General features: G+C 75.1%; 14 protein-coding genes. 6 read left to right on the forward strand and 8 right to left on the reverse strand.

What is annotated here, in order from left to right:
* Positions 1-24: 24 nt before the first annotated feature.
* From ACGFSC_RS05640 to ACGFSC_RS05655, 4 genes are read right to left on the reverse strand one after another with little or no spacing between them, the layout of a single operon-like run.
* Positions 25-1,101, reverse strand: coding sequence for a glycerate kinase (locus ACGFSC_RS05640; RefSeq protein WP_359912662.1), 1,077 nt, complete (start codon positions 1,099-1,101; stop codon positions 25-27).
* Entirely contained in the window at positions 1,098-1,919 is an 822-nt protein-coding gene (locus ACGFSC_RS05645) for a sugar phosphate isomerase/epimerase (protein WP_359912665.1), read from the reverse strand. Before ACGFSC_RS05645 ends, ACGFSC_RS05640 begins: the two co-directional genes overlap by 4 nt.
* Complete coding sequence (locus tag ACGFSC_RS05650) at positions 1,916-3,064, reverse strand: dihydrodipicolinate synthase family protein (protein WP_359912668.1); 1,149 nt, start codon at positions 3,062-3,064, stop codon at positions 1,916-1,918. Before ACGFSC_RS05650 ends, ACGFSC_RS05645 begins: the two co-directional genes overlap by 4 nt.
* Complete coding sequence (locus ACGFSC_RS05655) at positions 3,061-4,227, reverse strand: Gfo/Idh/MocA family protein (RefSeq protein WP_380632797.1); 1,167 nt, start codon at positions 4,225-4,227, stop codon at positions 3,061-3,063. The genes ACGFSC_RS05650 and ACGFSC_RS05655 overlap by 4 nt, the downstream gene beginning before the upstream one ends.
* Before the next feature lie 118 nt (positions 4,228-4,345).
* Here ACGFSC_RS05655 and ACGFSC_RS05660 point away from each other — a divergent pair, with 118 nt between their 5' ends.
* Both ACGFSC_RS05660 and ACGFSC_RS05665 read left to right on the forward strand, forming a co-directional pair.
* Positions 4,346-5,383: a LacI family DNA-binding transcriptional regulator gene (locus ACGFSC_RS05660; RefSeq protein WP_359912671.1), complete on the forward strand. Its 1,038-nt coding sequence runs from the start codon at positions 4,346-4,348 to the stop codon at positions 5,381-5,383.
* Positions 5,384-5,649: 266 nt separating this feature from the next.
* On the forward strand, positions 5,650-6,708 hold the full coding sequence (locus tag ACGFSC_RS05665; RefSeq protein WP_359912674.1) for a substrate-binding domain-containing protein: 1,059 nt from the start codon (positions 5,650-5,652) through the stop codon (positions 6,706-6,708).
* Between the two features lie 67 nt (positions 6,709-6,775).
* Here ACGFSC_RS05665 and ACGFSC_RS05670 read toward each other — a convergent pair whose 3' ends face one another.
* Together ACGFSC_RS05670 and ACGFSC_RS05675 are read right to left on the reverse strand one after the other, a co-directional pair.
* Positions 6,776-7,555 carry a sugar phosphate isomerase/epimerase family protein gene (locus tag ACGFSC_RS05670; protein ID WP_359912677.1) on the reverse strand — a complete coding sequence of 260 codons (780 nt, stop codon included), beginning with the start codon at positions 7,553-7,555 and terminating at the stop codon, positions 6,776-6,778.
* Positions 7,556-7,560: 5 nt separating this feature from the next.
* The gene (locus tag ACGFSC_RS05675; RefSeq protein WP_359912680.1) at positions 7,561-9,501 is read right to left on the reverse strand and encodes a DUF2264 domain-containing protein; all 1,941 of its coding nucleotides are present in this window, start codon (positions 9,499-9,501) and stop codon (positions 7,561-7,563) included.
* A 273-nt stretch (positions 9,502-9,774) separates the two neighbouring features.
* On the opposite strand from ACGFSC_RS05675, the gene ACGFSC_RS05680 reads away from it, so the two are divergent.
* From ACGFSC_RS05680 to ACGFSC_RS05695, 4 genes are all read left to right on the forward strand, one after another.
* Entirely contained in the window at positions 9,775-11,106 is a 1,332-nt protein-coding gene (locus ACGFSC_RS05680; protein WP_359912683.1) for a sugar ABC transporter substrate-binding protein, read from the forward strand.
* Positions 11,103-12,062 (forward strand): carbohydrate ABC transporter permease, encoded by a 960-nt coding sequence (locus tag ACGFSC_RS05685; protein ID WP_392862514.1) that lies wholly within the window; start codon positions 11,103-11,105, stop codon positions 12,060-12,062. Before ACGFSC_RS05680 ends, ACGFSC_RS05685 begins: the two co-directional genes overlap by 4 nt.
* Entirely contained in the window at positions 12,059-12,973 is a 915-nt protein-coding gene (locus ACGFSC_RS05690; protein WP_359912686.1) for a carbohydrate ABC transporter permease, read from the forward strand. Before ACGFSC_RS05685 ends, ACGFSC_RS05690 begins: the two co-directional genes overlap by 4 nt.
* Positions 12,974-13,095: 122 nt before the next feature.
* Positions 13,096-14,076: a hydroxyacid dehydrogenase gene (locus ACGFSC_RS05695; RefSeq protein ID WP_359912694.1), complete on the forward strand. Its 981-nt coding sequence runs from the start codon at positions 13,096-13,098 to the stop codon at positions 14,074-14,076.
* Positions 14,077-14,250: 174 nt separating this feature from the next.
* Here the strand turns inward: ACGFSC_RS05695 and ACGFSC_RS05700 are convergent, their stop codons facing one another.
* On the reverse strand, positions 14,251-16,092 hold the full coding sequence (locus ACGFSC_RS05700) for a beta-galactosidase family protein (protein ID WP_359911971.1): 1,842 nt from the start codon (positions 16,090-16,092) through the stop codon (positions 14,251-14,253).
* A 106-nt stretch (positions 16,093-16,198) separates the two neighbouring features.
* Positions 16,199-16,852, reverse strand: coding sequence for a hypothetical protein (locus ACGFSC_RS05705; RefSeq protein ID WP_359911974.1), 654 nt, complete (start codon positions 16,850-16,852; stop codon positions 16,199-16,201).
* Between the last annotated feature and the right edge of the window lie 209 nt (positions 16,853-17,061).

Raw genomic sequence — 17,061 nt, forward strand, 5'->3', positions numbered from 1 at the left:
GGACCGGGCCCGGACGGCGGGGGGTCAGCCCGCCGCGTCGTGGGCGAGGCGGGCGCCGGCGCGGACCAGCCACTGGCGGGCGTGCTCCCGGGCGGAGGCCGGGTCGCCCGCGAGCGCGGCGAGGGTCAGCACCCGGTCGTCGGCCGACTCACCCGCGACGATCCGGGCGGGGACGCCGGCCCGGGCGGCCCGGGCGAGGACCTCGCCGACCGCCTTGCCGCGCAGGCTGGTCGCGTCGTACCGGCCCTCACCGGTGATCACCAGATCCGCCGCGGCGATGTCCCGGTCGAGGCGGAGGAGGTCGGCGACGGCGGCCGCGCCGGGGCGGATGACGGCGCCCCAGGCGGCCGCGAGGCCGTAGGCGGTGCCGCCCGCCGCACCGGCGCCGGGCCGCGCCGGGTCCGCGCCGAGGAGCGCGGCGAGCCGGGTGAGGCCCTGGTCGAGCAGGGCGACCTCGCTCGGGTCCGCGCCCTTCTGCGGGCCGTAGACGGCGGCGGCGCCGTCCGGGCCGAGCAGCGGATTCGTGACGTCGGTGAGCAGCACCACGCCGTCGGGCGGCGCCGGGCGCAGGCCCGTGGCGTCGACCCGGTGGGCCCGCGGCAGTGCTCCGCCGCCGTCGGGGAGCTCCCGGCCCCGCGCGTCGGTCAGCCGCAGGCCGAGCGCCGCGAGCAGGCCGCTGCCGCCGTCGGTGGAGGCGGAGCCGCCGAGGGCGACCGCCAGCCGGCGCGCGCCCGCGTCGAGGGCCGCCGCGACGGTCTCGCCGGTGCCCCGCGTGGTCGCGGTGAGCGGCGCGGGGCGGGACACCAGGGGCAGCCCGCTGGCGACGGCGAGTTCCACCAGCGCGGTGCCGTCGGGCAGGAGGGCGTACCGCCCGGCGACCGGCCGCCCGTCGGGGCCGGTGCAGCCGGGGACCTCGTGCTCGGTGGTGCCGGGCAGGGCGGCCGCGACGGCGGCGATGGTGCCCTCGCCGCCGTCGGCCATCGGACGCGCGATCAGCTCGTCGCCCGGCCGCACCGAGCGCCAGCCGTCGGCCAGCGCCCGGGCGGCGTCGGTCGCCGTGACCGTCCCCTTGAAGGAGTCCGGGGCGAGGACGACCCTCATGCGCCCGCCACGTGGGCCCGGTGGCGCTCGACCACCGTCGCGAGGGTCTGCTCCCCGGGGGTGTCCCAGATCTCCTGGTTGAAGATCTCGGTCTCGATCCAGCCGGTGTAGCCGGCGGCCGTGACCATGGCCGTCAGCGCGCCGAAGTCGATGTGGCCGTCGCCCACGTGCCCCCGGCCGAGCAGGGTGTCGGCGGGCAGCGGCAGCGTCCAGTCGCAGACCTGGTACGAGGCGATCCGGGCACCCGCCCGGGCGACCTGCGCGGCGAGGTCCGGGTCCCACCACACGTGGTAGCTGTCGACGACGACGCCGACCTGCTCGACGGGGTGGCGCTCGGCCAGGTCGAGGGCCTGGCCGAGGGTGGAGACCACGGCCCGGTCGGCGCAGAACATCGGGTGCAGCGGTTCGATCGCCAGCCGTACGCCCAGGTCACCGGCGTACGGGGCGAGTTCGGCCAGCCGGTCGGCGACCCGCTCCCGGGCCCCGGCCAGGTCGCGGCTGCCCGCGGGCACCCCGCCGACGACCATCACCAGGGTGTCGGTGCCGAGTTCGGCCGCCTCCTCCAGGGCGCGGAGGTTGTCGGCGAGCGCCGCCCGGTGGGCGTCCGGCCCCTCGGCCGTGAGGAAGCCGCCCCGGCACAGGCTGCTGACGGCCAGTCCCGCCTCGCGGACCAGCCTGGCCGCGGAGGCGACGCCGACCTCCTCCACCTTGTCGCGCCAGAGCCCGATCGCCGGGACGCCGGCCGCCACGCAGCCGCGCACCGCCTCCGGCAGGCTCCAGCCCTTGGTGGTGATCTGGTTCAGCGAGAGCCGGTTCACGCCTCCACCCCCGCCACCGCGAGGAACCGCCGCATCCGGTGCGCCGCCAGCTCCGGATCGGGCAGCACCCCGGCGGCGTCCGCCAGCCGGAACAGCTCCACCAGGTGGACGACGGAACGGCCGCTCTGCGCCCCGCCGACCATGGTGAAGTGGCTCTGGTGGCCGGCCAGCCAGGCGAGGAACACGATGCCCGTCTTGTAGTGGTACGTCGGCGCCGCGAACAGGTGGCGGGCCAGCGGGAGGGTGGGGGCGAGCAGCGCGTCGTACCGGTCGAGGTCGCCGGCGTCCAGGGCGTGCAGCGCGGCCGCGGCGCGGGTGGCGATCGGGTCGAAGACGCCCAGCAGCGCGTGGCTGTGGCCGAGTTCGTCGCCGCGGACGAGCCGCGGGTAGTCGAAGTCGTCGCCGGTGTAGAGCCGGACGCCCTCGGGCAGGGCGCGGCGCAGGGCGATCTCCCGCTCGGCGTCGAGCAGGGAGACCTTGATGCCGTCGATGCCGGCGCGGTGCTCCCGGATCAGCGCGAGCACCGTCCCGGTGGCCGTGTCCGGGTCGGCGGAGCCCCAGTAGCCGGCCAGCGCCGGGTCGAACATCTCGCCGAGCCAGTGCAGGATCACCGGCCGACCGGCCTGGGAGATCAGCCGGCCGTAGACCCGGAGGTAGTCCTCCGGCCCGCGGGCCCGCGCGGCCAGGGCGCGGCTGGCCATCAGGACGGGCTGCGCGTCGGCCTCCTCGACCACCGCGAGCTGCTCCTCGTAGGCGGCCGTGATGTCGGCGAGGCCCGTGGCCGGGCCGGTGAGCTGGTCCGTGCCGACGCCGCAGGCGAGCCGGCCGCCGACGGCGCGGGCCTCCGCGCCGGAGCGGACGATCAGCTCCCGGGTGGCGGCCCAGTCCAGGCCCATGCCGCGTTGGGCGGTGTCCATGGCGTCGGCGACGCCGAGGCCGAGGGACCAGAGGTGGTGGCGGAAGGCGAGGGTGGCGTCCCAGTCGACGGCGGCCGGGGCGCCGGGGGCGTTGCCGCCGAGCGGGTCGGCGACGACGTGCGCGGCGGCGAAGGCCGTGCGCTCCTTCGGCGGGTGCGCCGGGATGTCCAGCGGCTCGGGGGTGCTCAGCCGGTGGCGGCCGTGGCCGGGAAGGTTCAGCTCGGTCATCGGATCTCCAGCTCGGGAACGTTCAGGCGGCGGCCCTCGCGGGCGGAGCGCAGGCCGAGTTCGGCCAGCTGGACGCCCTTGGCGCCCTCCAGCAGGTCCCAGGTGTACGGGGAGCCGGTGACGACGTGTCGCAGGAAGAGCTCCCACTGGGCCTTGAAGCCGTTGTCGAACTCGCGGTTGTCCGGGACCTGCTGCCACTGCTCGCGGAACCGCTCGGTGGCCGGCAGGTCCGGGTTCCACACCGGCTTCGGGGTGGTGGCCCGGTGCTGGATCCGGCAGTTGCGCAGCCCGGCGACGGCGCTGCCCTCGGTGCCGTCGACCTGGAACTCCACCAGCTCGTCGCGGTCGACCCGGACGGCCCAGGAGGAGTTGATCTGGGCGGTGATCCCGCCCTCCAGCTCGAAGACGCCGTAGGCGGCGTCGTCGGCCGTCGCCGGGTAGGTCCGGCCCTGCTCGTCGACCCGCTCGGGAATGTGGGTGGCGGTGTGCGCGTACACCGAGCGGACGGGTGCGATGACCTGGTCCAGCACGTACCGCCAGTGCGGGAACATGTCGAGGATCATGCCGCCGCCGTCCTGGGCGCGGTAGTTCCAGGAGGGGCGCTGCGCGTCCTGCCAGTCGCCCTCGAACACCCAGTAGCCGAACTCGCCGCGCACCGACAGGATGCGGCCGAAGAAGCCGCCGTCCACCAGTCGCTTGAGCTTGAGCAGGCCGGGCAGGAAGAGCTTGTCCTGCACGGCGCCGTTGCACACCCCGGCCTCCCGGGCCAGCCGGGCCAGTTCGAGTGCGGCGTCGAGGGACTCCGCGGTCGGCTTCTCGGTGTAGACGTGCTTGCCGGCCGCGATGGCGGTGCGCAGGGCCGGCTCGCGGGCCCGGGTGATCTGGGCGTCGAAGTAGATCTCGGCGAGCGGGTGGGCCAGCGCCTCGTCCAGCGAGGTGGTCCAGTGCGTCAGGCCGTGGCGGTCCGCCAGTTCCCTGAGCTTGCGGGCGTCGCGGCCGACCAGGATCGGTTCGGGCCACAGTGTGTCGCCGCCCTCCAGGGGGAGTCCGCCCTGCTCGCGGATGGCCAGGATCGAGCGCACCAGGTGCTGGCGGTAGCCCATCCGGCCGGTGACGCCGTTCATCACGACGCCGATCACTCTCTGCGTCACTCTCTGGGTCATGCGTGGTCCTCCGCGTCCTGTGCGGTCAGTGCCGGCAAGGGGAAAGCGCTTTCCCGGAGGTTATGGAGATATGCTTCGCACGTCAATGCAGGTGGTGGAGGAAAGCGGGGAACGGTCGATGGGTGTCACCCTCAGTGAGGTCGCCCGTCACGCCGGGGTCTCGCTCGCGACGGCCTCCCGGGCGCTCAACGGCTCGGCCCGGACGGTCGGCGGGGAACTGGCCGCGAAGGTCCGGGCCAGCGCCGACGCCCTCGGGTACCTGCCGAACGCCCCCGCCCAGGCGCTCGCCCGGGCCGCCACGGCCAACGTCGGCGTGCTCCTGCACGACGTGGCCGACCCGTACTTCGCGGCCATCGCCCGCGGGGTCTCCGACGCCGCCGGGCGGGCCGGGCTGCTCCCGCTGGTGATCAACACGGACGGGGAGCCGGAGACGCAGGTGCGGGGCATCCGCATGCTGCACGGCCAGCGCGTGCGGGCCATCGTCCTGGCCGGCTCCGCCCACACCGACCCGGCCGCCGTCCGGGCCGTCGACGCGGCGCTCGCCGACTACCGGGCGGACGGCGGGCGGATCGCCACCATCACCGACCACGGCCCCGGCTACGACGCCGTCCTGCCGGACAACCGCGGGGGCGCGGCCGACCTGACCCGGGCTCTGCTGGGCCTGGGGCACCGCGAGTTCGCGGTGATCACCGGGCCGGAGCGGCTGCGGGTGCCGATGGAGCGGCTCGCCGGGGTGCGCGAGGCGCTCGCCGAGGCGGGCGTCGAGCCGGCCGAAGGGGCCGTCCAGCACGTGGAGTTCACCCGCGCCGGGGGCCGCGAGGCGGTGCGGCGGCTGCTCGACCGCCCGCAGGCCGAGTGGCCGACCGCCGTGCTGGCGCTGTCCGACGTCTGCGCGATCGGTGTGCTCGGCGAACTGCGCGCGCGGGGGGTCGACGTGCCCGGCCGGATGTCCGTGGCCGGCTTCGACGACATCCCGTTCGCCGCGGACGTGGCGCCGGCGCTCTCGACGGTGCGGATGCCGCTGGAGCGGCTCGGCGCGAGTGCCGTCACCCTGGCGCTGGAGTCCGACGGGGGCGGGCGGCCCGTCCGGCAGGCCCTGCCGACCGAGGTCGTGCTGCGGGGGAGCACCGGGGCGGCGCCTGCGCGGGGCCGGTGAACGGGGGAGCGGTCGGCCGGGCGACGGTGCCGGACGCCCGGTGAGCGGGCGGTCCGGGCGGTCCGGGCGGTTCGGGCGGTTCGGGCGGTTCGGGCGGGTTTTCGCAGGCCGGGAACGCGGGATGGCCTGACCGGACGATCGGCCGACCGGTACGGTGGGTCTGATCGACTCGGCACATCTGTGTTCGTTCGATCGAATTTCGATTGAACGAGCCAGATTGATCAGATGCCGTGCGGCACGGGGCACGGGGCACGCAGGAGGAAGCCATGACCATCACGGCCGAGGAGCGTCGGTCCCGGATCCTTGAGGTCGTGCGCGACCTCAGGACGGTACGCGTGGTGGACCTCGCCGCCCGGATGGGCCTCTCGGCCGTCACCGTCCGACGCGACGTCGCGGTGCTCGCCGACGACGGGCTGCTCCAGCGCTCGCACGGCGCCGTCTCGCTGCCGCGCGCCAAGCCCACCGCGACCGAGGGCGCCGACCGGGTCCTGGGCATGCTCGTCCCCACCGTCGGCTCGTACTTCGACGAGGTGGTCGGCGGCGCCCGCTCGGCCGCCGCGGACGCCGGTGCGCGCCTGGTGCTCGCCATCGCCCCGTACGAGTCGGCCGACGACCGCGCCCAGGTCGGGCAGCTGCTCGACTCCGGGGTGGACGGCCTGCTCCTCACCCCCAACTGGCGTCCGGCCGGCGGCGAGGACCGGCTGTGGACCGGGGGGCTCCCGGTGCCCGCCGTGCTCGTCGAGCGCCGCCCGCCCGCCGACGGCGAGGGCGCGCCGCTGGACTCCGTCGGCTCGGACCACCGGCACGGCGTCCTGCTCGCCCTGCGCCACCTGGTCGCGCTCGGGCACGGCTCGGTGCTGCTGGTCGCCCGGGAGGACACCTGGACGGCGCACCAGGTCCGGGCCGGCTACGCCGAGGGGACGGCGCTGCTGGGGCTGGAGCCGCAACCGGTGATCGACATCCGCCGCCCCGGCGTCGACTCCGAGGCCGTCGCCGAGCGGATCGCCGAGGCCGCCGCCCGGGGCGTGCGGGCCGTGCTGGTCCACAACGACCAGGACGCCATCCAGCTGCCGCCGCTGCTGCGGGCCCGGGGCCTCCAGGTGCCGGACGACGTGGCGCTGATCGCGTACGACGACGTGTTCGCGGCCCTCGCCGCGCCGCCGCTGACCGCTGTCGCGCCGCCGAAGCGGGCCGTGGGCGCGGCCGCCGTGGAGCTGCTGCTGCGCCGCCTGGACCTCGGCGGCTCGCTGCCCGTGCACCGCCTCGAACTGCTGCCCTCACTGGAGATCCGCACCTCCTGCGGGGGCGCGGGCGCGGCCGGCTGAGGCGCGGCCGGGCGGAGCCCCGGGGTGTTCCGGCCACTCCGGCCGCTCCGCCCGGCCCGCCCCGCTCTCAGGCCGCGAGCCGGGTGAGGTAGGCCGCGCCGGGGCCCAGCAGCCCGGGCAGCGGGGCGGCGGCCGGGTACCAGGGCGCCTCGTACTCCCATGACACCCAGCAGTCCGCCGGCAGGGCGCGCACGCACTCGGCGATCGGCAGCACGCCCGCCCCGAGCGCGACCGGGGTGAGGTCGTCGTCGCTCGCGACGTCCTTGACCTGGACGTAGCCGAGGTGGGGCGCGAGCGCGGCCAGGCTCTGCGCCGGGCTCTCGCCGGCCAGCCGGGTGTGCAGCAGGTCCCACAGCGCGCCGACGGCCGGATGCCCGACGAGGTCGAGCACGCGCGCCACGTCGCGCCCGGAGCGGTGCGAGTCGTGGGTCTCCAGCAGGATGCGGACGCCGAGGGAGCGGGCGGTGTCGGCCGCCGCGGCCAGCCGCCGGGCGGCCCGCCGGTCGTCCTCGCCCGGCGCGGACCGCGCGCCGTGCGGGAAGACGCGCAGGTGGCGCGCCCCGAGGTCGGCGGTCAGCCGCAGGTGGTCGACCAGGGCGGCGGCCGGCCGGTCGTCCTCGCCCGGCGCGGCGACGCCGAGGTAGCAGGCCACGGCGAGCGGGGTGATCCCGTGGGCGGTGAACTCCCGTCGGGCGCTTCGCCGTTCCCCGGCCGTCAGGCCGGGGTGCACCGGTTCGCCGGGCGCGCACCGCAGTTCGAGTCCCTGCCAGTGGTGTTCGGCGGCCAGCCGGAGGACCTCGGTGAGCGGGCGGCCGGGCAGGCCCAGGGTGGAGAGGGCGAGTCGCACGGTGGTCAGTCCTCCCGGCGGACGGTGACGGAGCCGGTGGCGAGCAGGGCGGTGTGCCGCCCTCCGTCCGGCCAGCGGACGTGGAGCAGGTGGCCCCGCGGGGCCGGTTCGGTGCGGACCTCGACGGCCGCGCGGGGCGGCCGCACCGGGCCGCGGGAGAGCCGTGCGGTGCTGACGAACAGCGCGGCCGGGTCGGTGGTCCGCCCGGTGACCCGGGGTACCGCGCCGACGGCGCCGAACGCGGTGCCCGAGGGCAGCGGGTCGGTGCCGGCGCTGGTGAAGCCGCTCGCGCAGCGCAGCAGCGAGACGAGCCGCAGGCCGTCCGGCCCGGTGGCGGTGGCGGTGGCGAGCGGCCCGTCCACGGCGGTCTCGGCGGAGCCGCCGGCGACCGCCCAGCCGCTGTGCCGGACCTCGGTGCCCGGCTCGGCCCCGGCGACCAGGTGGGCGTGCACCTCGTCGGCCCCGGCGGCCAGGACGAGCGAGGTCACGACGACCCCGGGGAGTTCCGCGCCGCCCGCCCGGGGCCGGTGCTCGGAGGCGGCCCAGCCGTCGCCGGCGCCGAGCGGCCGGATCCGGCCGCGCTCGGTGAGCGTGCCGCCGACCACCAGGCCGAGGTGGTTGTCCGGCGGTCCGTCCAGTACCGGCCCGGTCGCGGTGGAGTGGGCGAGGCGCGCGTAGAGCGGGTCGTCGGGCAGCACCTCGTCCGCGGGCTGGTCGTCGCTGCCGTGGTTGTGCACCCGGACGAGGCCGTCGGCGGCGGTGGACTGGATCAGCCGGCCGGGCCGGGGGAGCGGCCGGACGGCGTCTCCGAGTTCGGTGGGTCCGGGCTGTTCGACGGCCGTCCAGACCGGGTGCTCCGGCGGCAGCAGCAGCCCGAGGAAGCCCTTGGCCGCCCAGTACGGGGAGGCGGGCCCGGAGTACGGCTGGACCATCGGCGGGTACGGCCCGTGCCAGCCGGAGGTGAGCAGGCCCTCGGCGTCGAGTGCGCCGCGGTCGAGGAAGTACCGCAGGGCGCCGGAGGCGAGGCGGCGGGTGGTGCCCGCGGACAGCGGGGTGTTCCCGCACAGGGCTCCGGCCCACAGCGGGGCCGCGGCGGCGAAGCGGTAGGTGAGCGAGCGGCCCTGGTGGACGGGGGCGCCGTCGGCGCCGAAGGCGTGCGCGCAGGCGTCGAGGTGGGCGGCGAGCCGGCCGCCGTACAGGTCGAGCAGGTGCCGGTCGCCGCCCAGGTGGGCGTGGAGGACGGGGTAGAGGTGGAAGGCCCAGCCGTTGTAGTGGTCGAAGGCGCGCGGGCGCCCGTCGGTGTACCAGCCGTCGCCCCGGTACCAGGTCTCGATCCTCGCCAGGCCGCGTTCCACGGCCCGCTCCGCGGCCGCGGCGTTGATGCCCGCCTCGGCGAGGAAGCCGCCGACGGTCAGCGGGAAGAGCCACCAGTTGTTGTCCACCGGGGCCCGGTGGAGGGCCTGGGCCAGCCAGGCACCGGCCCGGGCGCGCACGTCCTCGTCCAGGCGGTCCCAGAGCCAGGGGCGGGTGATCCGCAGGGCCAGGGCGATCGAGGCGGCCTCGACCATGGCCTGGCCCCGGTCGGTGATCACCGGCCAGGAGACCGGGTCGGCGTCGGTGAGGTCGCGTTCGGTGGTGGGGCGGCGGGTGCCGGCGGCGAGCCCTTCGGCGTAGGCCGGGAGCAGTCCGTGGGGGTCGTCGCCGCGGGCCCCCGCGACGCGGAGGGCGGCCAGCAGGAACGTCCGGGCGTACCCCTCCAGTCCGTCCGAGCGGGGCCCCGACCAGCTGGGGCGGTCGCCGGGCAGTGCGATCAGGGCGTGTTCGGGGCCCGCGTGGCGGCGGACGGCGGCCAGCAGGCCGTCCGCGGCGGCCTCCCAGTGGGCCCTGGTCCAGCCGGTGAGGGGGCTGAGCGAGCGGTCTTCGGGGGGTAGCTCGATCGGGGGCATGCCGGGGCTCCTCGGTCGGTGGCGGGGGATCGTCGGTCGGTGGCGGGGATCGGATCCGGGCAGAACCCAGATCGATCGTCCATGATATTGATCAAATGATCCGAGATGACAGGGGAAAACATCACGGAAAGGGTGCTTTTCCGTAAAGAAGCCCGAACATTGCGGGGTGCGCCAGATCGAAGCGGATCATTTGATCCAGAACCCTTGACTTCGATCGAAGCGCGGTCCCAGGATGGCCCCACCCCGCACACCCCCTCCACCGGGAGACGAGCCATGTCCACCACCCCCACCCGCGTCCGCAGAGCCCCCCGTCTGGCCGCCGCCCTCGTCGCGTCCGCCCTCGGCATGACGTCCCTCGCGGCCTGCGGCAGCGACTCGTCGAGCGGTGGCTCCGAGGACGGCAAGCCCGTCGCCCTCACCTTCTGGGGCTGGGCCAAGGGCACCAAGGAGGTCGTGGCCGCCTTCAACGCCACCCACCCGAACATCCAGGTGACCTACGAGGAGATCCCCTCCGGCGTCGCCGGCGGCTACGCCAAGATCTCCAACGCGGTCAAGGCGGGCAACGCGCCCGACGTGTTCAACGTCGAGTACTCGCAGCTGCCGGACTTCGTCAGCCAGGGCGCCGTGCAGGACATCGGCAAGCTCGTCACGGACGGCGTCAAGGCCAAGTACCTGAACCAGGCCCTGGAGCTGACCACGCTCGGCGGCACCACGTGGGCCCTGCCGCTGGACGCCTCCCCGCAGGCCTTCTACTACCGCAAGGACCTCTTCGACCAGGCCGGCATCACCGCGCCGAAGACCTGGGACGAATTCCGCACCGCCGCCCGGAAGCTGAAGGAGGCCCAGCCGGACGCCCGGATCGCCACCTTCTTCCCCGACGACCCGACCACCTTCGAGGCCATGGCCTGGCAGGCCGACGCCCACTGGTTCAAGAGCTCGGGCGACGCCTGGAAGGTCGACGCCACCGGCCCGGAGAGCAGGAAGGTCGGCGACTACTGGCAGCAGCTGATCAACGACGACCTCGTCCGGGTCATGCCGTCCTTCAGCCAGCAGTGGACGGCCTCCCTGCAGAAGGGCGAGACGGCCGGCTACCTCGGCGCCTCCTGGGGCGGCGGCGTGCTCAAGGGCACCGTCCCCGACGCCTCCGGCAAGTGGGCCGTCGCCCCCGTCCCCACCTGGGACGGCAACCCCGCCAGCGGCATGGTCGGCGGCACCACCTTCGCGGTCTCCAAGAACAGCAGGAAGGCCAAGGCCGCGGTGGAGTTCGCCACCTGGGCCACCAGCACGCCCGAGGGCTTCAACGCCCGCATCGCCTCCGGCACCTCCTCGGCCTACCCGGCCGCCCCGGCCCTGGTGTCCGTCGCCCAGGCCGCCTTCAAGACGGACTTCTACGGCGGCCAGGACGTCTACGCGATCTACGCCGACGCCGCCAAGTCCATCAAGCCCGGCTGGCAGTGGGGCCCGGCCATGGGCGCCACCAACACCTCCCTCAAGGACGCCTTCGGAAAGCTCACCCAGGGCGGCACCGTCCAGTCCGCCGTGGACGCCGCGCAGCAGGCCACCGTCGCCGAGCTGAAGAACCGCGGAATCAAGGTCGCCCAGTGACCACCGCCCCGACCGACCGCGCCGTCCGCACCGCGCCCGCCCGCCCCACCGGCGGGCGGCGCCGGTCCGGGCGGTACGGCGCGCCGGCCGTGCTCCTCGCGCCGTTCCTGATCCTCTTCACCGCCTGCACGCTCGTCCCGATCGGGTACGCCCTCTACCTCAGCCTCTACACGGAGCACCGCTCCGGCCTCGGCTTCGGCGGCGTCGAGACGGTCTTCACCGGCCTCGGCAACTACACCCGCGCCCTCGGCGACCCGGCCTTCCTCGACGGCTTCTGGACCACGGCCCTGTACTGCCTGCTGTACATACCGCTGATGGTCGGCCTGTCCCTGGCGCTCGCGCTGCTCCTGGACTCCACGCTGGCCCGCGCCCGCCGCTTCTTCCAGCTCGCGCTGTTCCTGCCGCACGCGGTGCCCGGCATCATCGCCGCCCTGATCTGGATGTACCTGTACACCCCCGGCATCAGCCCGGTCATCGAGGCGCTGAACTCCGCCGGGAGCAGCCCCGACCTGCTCGGCAACCCGCTGCCCGCCGTGGTCAACATCGCGCTCTGGGAGTGGGTCGGTTACAACACCGTCATCTTCTACGCCGCGCTCCAGGCCGTCCCCCGCGAGGTGCTGGAGGCCGCGATCGTGGACGGCGCCGGCCCGCTGCGCACCGTCCTCAGCATCAAGATCCCGCTGATCCGCGCCTCGATCGTGATGGTCGGCCTGTTCACCGTGATCGGCTCCCTCCAGCTGTTCACCGAACCGATGATCCTGCACGGCGCCTCACCCGGCGTCATCAGCACCTGGACCCCCAACATGTACGCCTACACCGCCGCCTTCGACCGCGGCGACTACGGCCTCGCCGCCGCCTCCTCGGTGCTGCTCGCCATCACCGCGGCCGTCCTGTCCTTCCTCGTCACCTGGGCGACCCGCACCCGCCCCGCGCGCCGGACGGAGGACTCGGCATGACCACCCTCGCCCCCGAACGCGACACCCGCCGGCGCCCGCGCGCCCCCCGGGCCGGCCGCGACCGCACCCCGCGCACGCCCTGGACGCTGTCCAGGGCCGCCGTCAACGGCGCCCTCGTGCTGGCGGCCGCCTACACGCTGCTGCCGCTCGGCTGGCTGCTCACCGCCGCCGCCAAGAACACCGGCGACCTCCTCGGCGGCCACGGCCTCACCCCGTCCAACTGGAACCTCGGCGCCAACCTGCACGCCCTCGCCACCACCGGCGACGGCATCTACTTCCGCTGGTACCTCAACTCGCTGCTCTACGCGGGCGTCGGGGCCCTGCTCTGCGCCCTCGTCTGCGTCGGCGCCGGCTACGCCTTCCACGTGTACGCCTTCCCCGGCAAGGAGAAGCTGTTCGGGCTGGTCCTGCTCGGCGTGCTGGTGCCGACCACGGCCCTGGCCCTGCCGATGTACCTGCTCGCCTCCGAACTCGGCCTCGCCAACACCTTCTGGGCGGTCTTCCTGCCCTCCCTGGTGAACCCCTTCGGCGTCTACCTCGCCCGGGTGTTCTGCGCCGGCTACATCCCCGGCGAGGTGCTGGAGGCCGCCCGTACGGACGGTGCGGGCGAGCTGCGCGCCTTCTGGTCGATCGGGCTCAGGATGGTCATGCCCGGCTTCGTCACGGTGTTCCTGTTCCAGTTCACCGCGATCTGGAACAACTTCTTTCTGCCGCTGGTGATGCTCTCCGACAACCGGCTCTTCCCGGTCAGCCTCGGCCTCTACGCGTGGAACACCCAGACCCACGCGTTCCCCGAGTTCTACCCGCTGGTCGTCACCGGCTCGCTGCTGGCCGTCGTGCCGCTGGTCGTCGCGTTCGTCGCCCTCCAGCGCCACTGGAAGGCCGGCCTGACCGCGGGAAGCGTCAAGTGACCCACCAGACCGCCAACTCCACGACCGCGCCGGAGAACCACGTGTCCAATCCGCCGAACCCGACCGATGCGAACGGGAGTTCACCCGCCTCGCCGCGCCGGCGCCCGCGCGCCCTGCTGGCCATGACCCCGGACCTCGTCGACCGGCTGGTCGACGACGAGACCATGGACCGGCTCACCACCCTCGCCCGACTCGACCCCGTGTTCGTCGTCGACGACTTCACCGGCCCCGAGGCGGCCGCCGTCCTCGCCGAGACCGAGGTGATCGTCAGCAGCTGGGGCTGCCCCCCGCTCGACGAGGCCGTCCTCGCCGCCGCGCCCCGGCTGCGCGCCGTCGTCCACGCCGCCGGATCGGTCAAGCACCATGTCACCGAGGCCTGTTGGGAGCGCGGCATCCAGGTCTCCTCGGCCGCCTGGGCCAACGCCCTGCCCGTCGCCGAGTACACCGTCGCCAACGTGCTGTTCGCCAACAAGCAGGTGCTGAGGCTCAGCGCCGACTACCGCGAACGGCGGGCCCCGCACGACTGGCAGGCCGCCTACCCCGGAGCCGGCAACTACCGGCGCACCACGGGCATCGTCGGCGCCTCCCGGATCGGTCGGCGGGTCCTCGAACTGCTCCGCCCCTTCGACCTGGAGCTGCTGCTCCACGACCCGTACGTGGACGAGGCCGAGGCGGCCGCGCTGGGCGCCCGCTCGGTGACGCTCGACGAACTGTGCGGGCGCAGCGACGTGGTGAGCGTGCACGCGCCCGAACTGCCCGGCACCCGGCACATGATCGACCGCCGCAGGCTCGCCCTGATGCGCGACGGGGCGACGCTGGTGAACACCTCCCGCGGGTCGCTGATCGACCAGGACGCCCTGGTCGAGGAGCTGGTCTCGGGCCGCCTCCACGCGGTCCTGGACGTCACCGTCCCGGAGGTGCTGCCCGCCGACTCGCCGCTCTACGACCTGCCCAACGTCCTGCTCACCCCGCACGTCGCCGGCTCGCTCGGCGGCGAGCTGCGGCGGATGGCGGCCGCGGCGGCGGACGAGCTGGCCCGCTACGCGGACGGCACCCCCTTCGCCCACCCGGTGCTGCGCGGCGACCTGGAGCGCACCGCCTGACCGGGTGACGACCCCCGTCCGGCCGTGCGCCGAGGGCCGCAGGAGTCCCCCGACTCCTGCGGCCCTCGGCGTTCCGTTGCCGAGTCCCGTGCCCGGAACGGCAGTCGGCGGCCGTTCCCCTCCGGTGGGGAACGGCCGCCGACGGGCCGGTGGAGCGGGCCGGAGCCCGCAGGCTCAGTACTCGGAGCTGGGAGCGGCGGCGAGCGGCCCGAGGTCGGGCCGGTCGCGGAGCTCGATCTCCTCGCCGTGGCCGTCCAGTTCGAGCAGCACGAGCTCGTTGACGCCCGCCCGCCACAGCGGAGCCGGGGCGTAGAGGGTCCGCTGCGGGCCCTGCGCGGAGTAGCGGCCGAGCAGGAAGCCGTTGAGCCACAGGAGTCCGCGGCCCCAGCCGGGCAGGGCGACGAAGGCGTCGGCGGGCTCGGTGAGCGAGGCCTCGAAGCGGTGGAAGGCCGGGTCCGCGTCGACGGCCGCATCCGCCTCCTCGTAGCGCAGGCGGCCCAGGTCGGAGAGCGGCAGGGGGCGGATCTCCCAGTCGAACAGCCGCTGGTGGCCGTGGGAGACGCCGCGGCCGATGCCCTTGCGGTCGTCCAGCAGGGGGCCGTAGTTCACCCGGCCGAGCGCCTCGACCAGGATGTCCAGCACGACGCCCTGCGGCCCGACCTCCAGCGGCAGGGTGTCCGCCGGGGCGTCGCGGTGCAGGACGCCGAGCGGCCGGCCGTCCGCGAACACGTGGGCGCGGTCGCCGATGCCGTCGATGCGCAGCGGCATGGACGGCCGGGGGCCGGAGATCCGGGTGCGGTAGTGGATGAGGCCGAGGGACTGGCCGACCTTCTCCATGGGCTCGGGGACGGGGCGGCGCACCGGCTCGGACAGGGCGTCGAGGTTCGCCAGGAGCCGCGCGGAGGCGGCGCGGCGCCGGACGCGCTGCGGAGCGGCGCGCGGGACCGGCCCGGGCAGCTCGCCCTCGGGCAGGGGGAGGTACTTGCCGATGACGGCGCGGAAGGCGTGGAACTTCTCGGTGAGTTCGCCGGCCTCGCCGATCGGGGCGTCGTAGTCGTAGCTGGTGACGGTCGGCTGGTACCCGGTGTCGAACGGGCGGGTGCCGGTGTGGTTGGCGCCGGCCCAGAAACCGAAGTTGGTGCCGCCGTGGGCCATGTAGAGGTTGACGGAGGCCCCGGTGGCGAGGAGGTCGTCCAGTGCCCGGGCGGACTCGGCGGCGTCGCGCACGTGGTGCGGCTCGCCCCAGTGGTCGAACCAGCCGATCCAGAACTCCATGGCCGTCAGCGGGCCCTCGGGCTGGTAGCGCCGCAGCACCTCGAACCGCTCGGCGGGCCGGGAGCCGAAGGTCGCCGTGGCGAGGTGGCCCGGAACGCCGCCGCCCTGCTGCATCGCGTCCTCCGCGCCGTCCGCCGTGAACAGCAGGCAGTCGACGCCGCGTTCGAGCAGGCCGTCGCGCAGGTGGAGGAGGTACGCGCGGTCGTTGCCGAAACTGCCGTACTCGTTCTCGATCTGCACGGCCACCACCGGGCCGCCCCGGCTCGCCAGCAGCGGCAGGATCTCGGGCACGACGGCGTCGAACCAGCCGTCCACCTCGGCCAGGTAGGCCGGGTCGGCGCAGCGCAGTCGCATCCCGTCGGCGGCGAGCAGCCGGGCCGGCAGGCCACCGAACTCCCACTCCGCGCAGATGTAGGGGCCGGGCCGCAGGATGACGTCGAGGCCCTGCTGCCGGGCGAGGCGGCTGAAGCGGGCGATGTCGCGCCAGCCGGTGAAGTCGAAGGCGCCGGAGGGCAGTTCGTGGAAGTTCCAGGGGACGTAGGTGTCGACGGTGTTGGCGCCCATCGCGCGCAGCCGGCGCAGGCGGTCCTCCCAGAGGTCGGGATGGACGCGGAAGTAGTGCAGGGCACCGGAGACGACGCGGTGCGGCGCCCCGTCCCGGACGTACCCGGTTTCGTCGTGGTCGAGCATCAGGGGCCAGCTTTCTGAGGGCTGCGGGAGGGGAGGCAGGGTGGCTGCCACGATGATCGAGCGTACCCAGTTCGAGGACACTTGGAAAGCGCTTTCCCTCAGGGCTTGCCGGTTGCCCGCGCGGTAGGTGCGGGGGAGGAGGCGAGCGGGGCCGGGGTCACTCCTCGAAGGTGAGCAGGGTCGCCACCGTGTTGCCCTCGGCGTCCAGGCACGCGGTCGTGTTCGACCCGTCCGGGTTCGCCAGGACGCCCAGCACGGTGCCGGTGCCGGCCTCGTCCGGGAGCATCAGCCAGCCGTGCGCGAAGTCGCCCTCGACCGGCTCCACCGGCCAGTCCGCCGGGTCGATCGAGGCGCCCCGGAGGACCTCGCGGAGGTTCTCCAGCGGCCGGCCGTCGCCCCCGGCGGCGCGCGCGTGCAGGGCGGCCCAGGCGCGCCGGAGCATCGGGGTGGACGGTCCGATCCAGGTGGTGCCGGGGTCGGCGTGCAGCACGGCCAGGCCGGAGGGCGTCGCCACCCGGTCGCCCCATTCCTCCGTCCGGACCGGGACGGTCCCGCAGGGGTGCACCAGGGCGGCCACCGGGAGCTCGGGCGCGTCCTTGCGCGAGACCAGGTAGACCGGCGTGCCGCCGGGCCGCATCGGGAAGCCCGTGCCCTCCGGGCCCAGCGGGTCGTAGATCGTGCCGTGGTCGGCGGTCCCCCGGACCGGGCCGATCCGCTCGATCCGCCAGCCGTCGACGCTCCACCTCTCCTCGGACGGATCGGCCAGGGCCGTGATCAGTGCGGGCAGGTACTCGACATCGTCGTAGGACATCCGGTCTTCCCCAGAACTCGTAGGTGAGGGGGAGCGTAGAGCGTGCCGCCGACACCCCGCCCGGCGCGGGCCGGGGGGCGATCCGGGTCGCCACTCGCGGCCCGCCCGCCGCTCAGGGTGGAGGCCGGCTCGTCCGAGCGGCGGGTCCGCCCGGCGTGGCGGCTCCGACCTGCGGCTGAGCGGGCTACGCCGCGGGCAGGACGCGCCGG

The sequence above is a fragment of the Kitasatospora sp. NPDC048715 genome (genome assembly GCF_043198905.1).
GTDB classification, from domain to species: domain Bacteria; phylum Actinomycetota; class Actinomycetes; order Streptomycetales; family Streptomycetaceae; genus Kitasatospora; species Kitasatospora lactacystinica.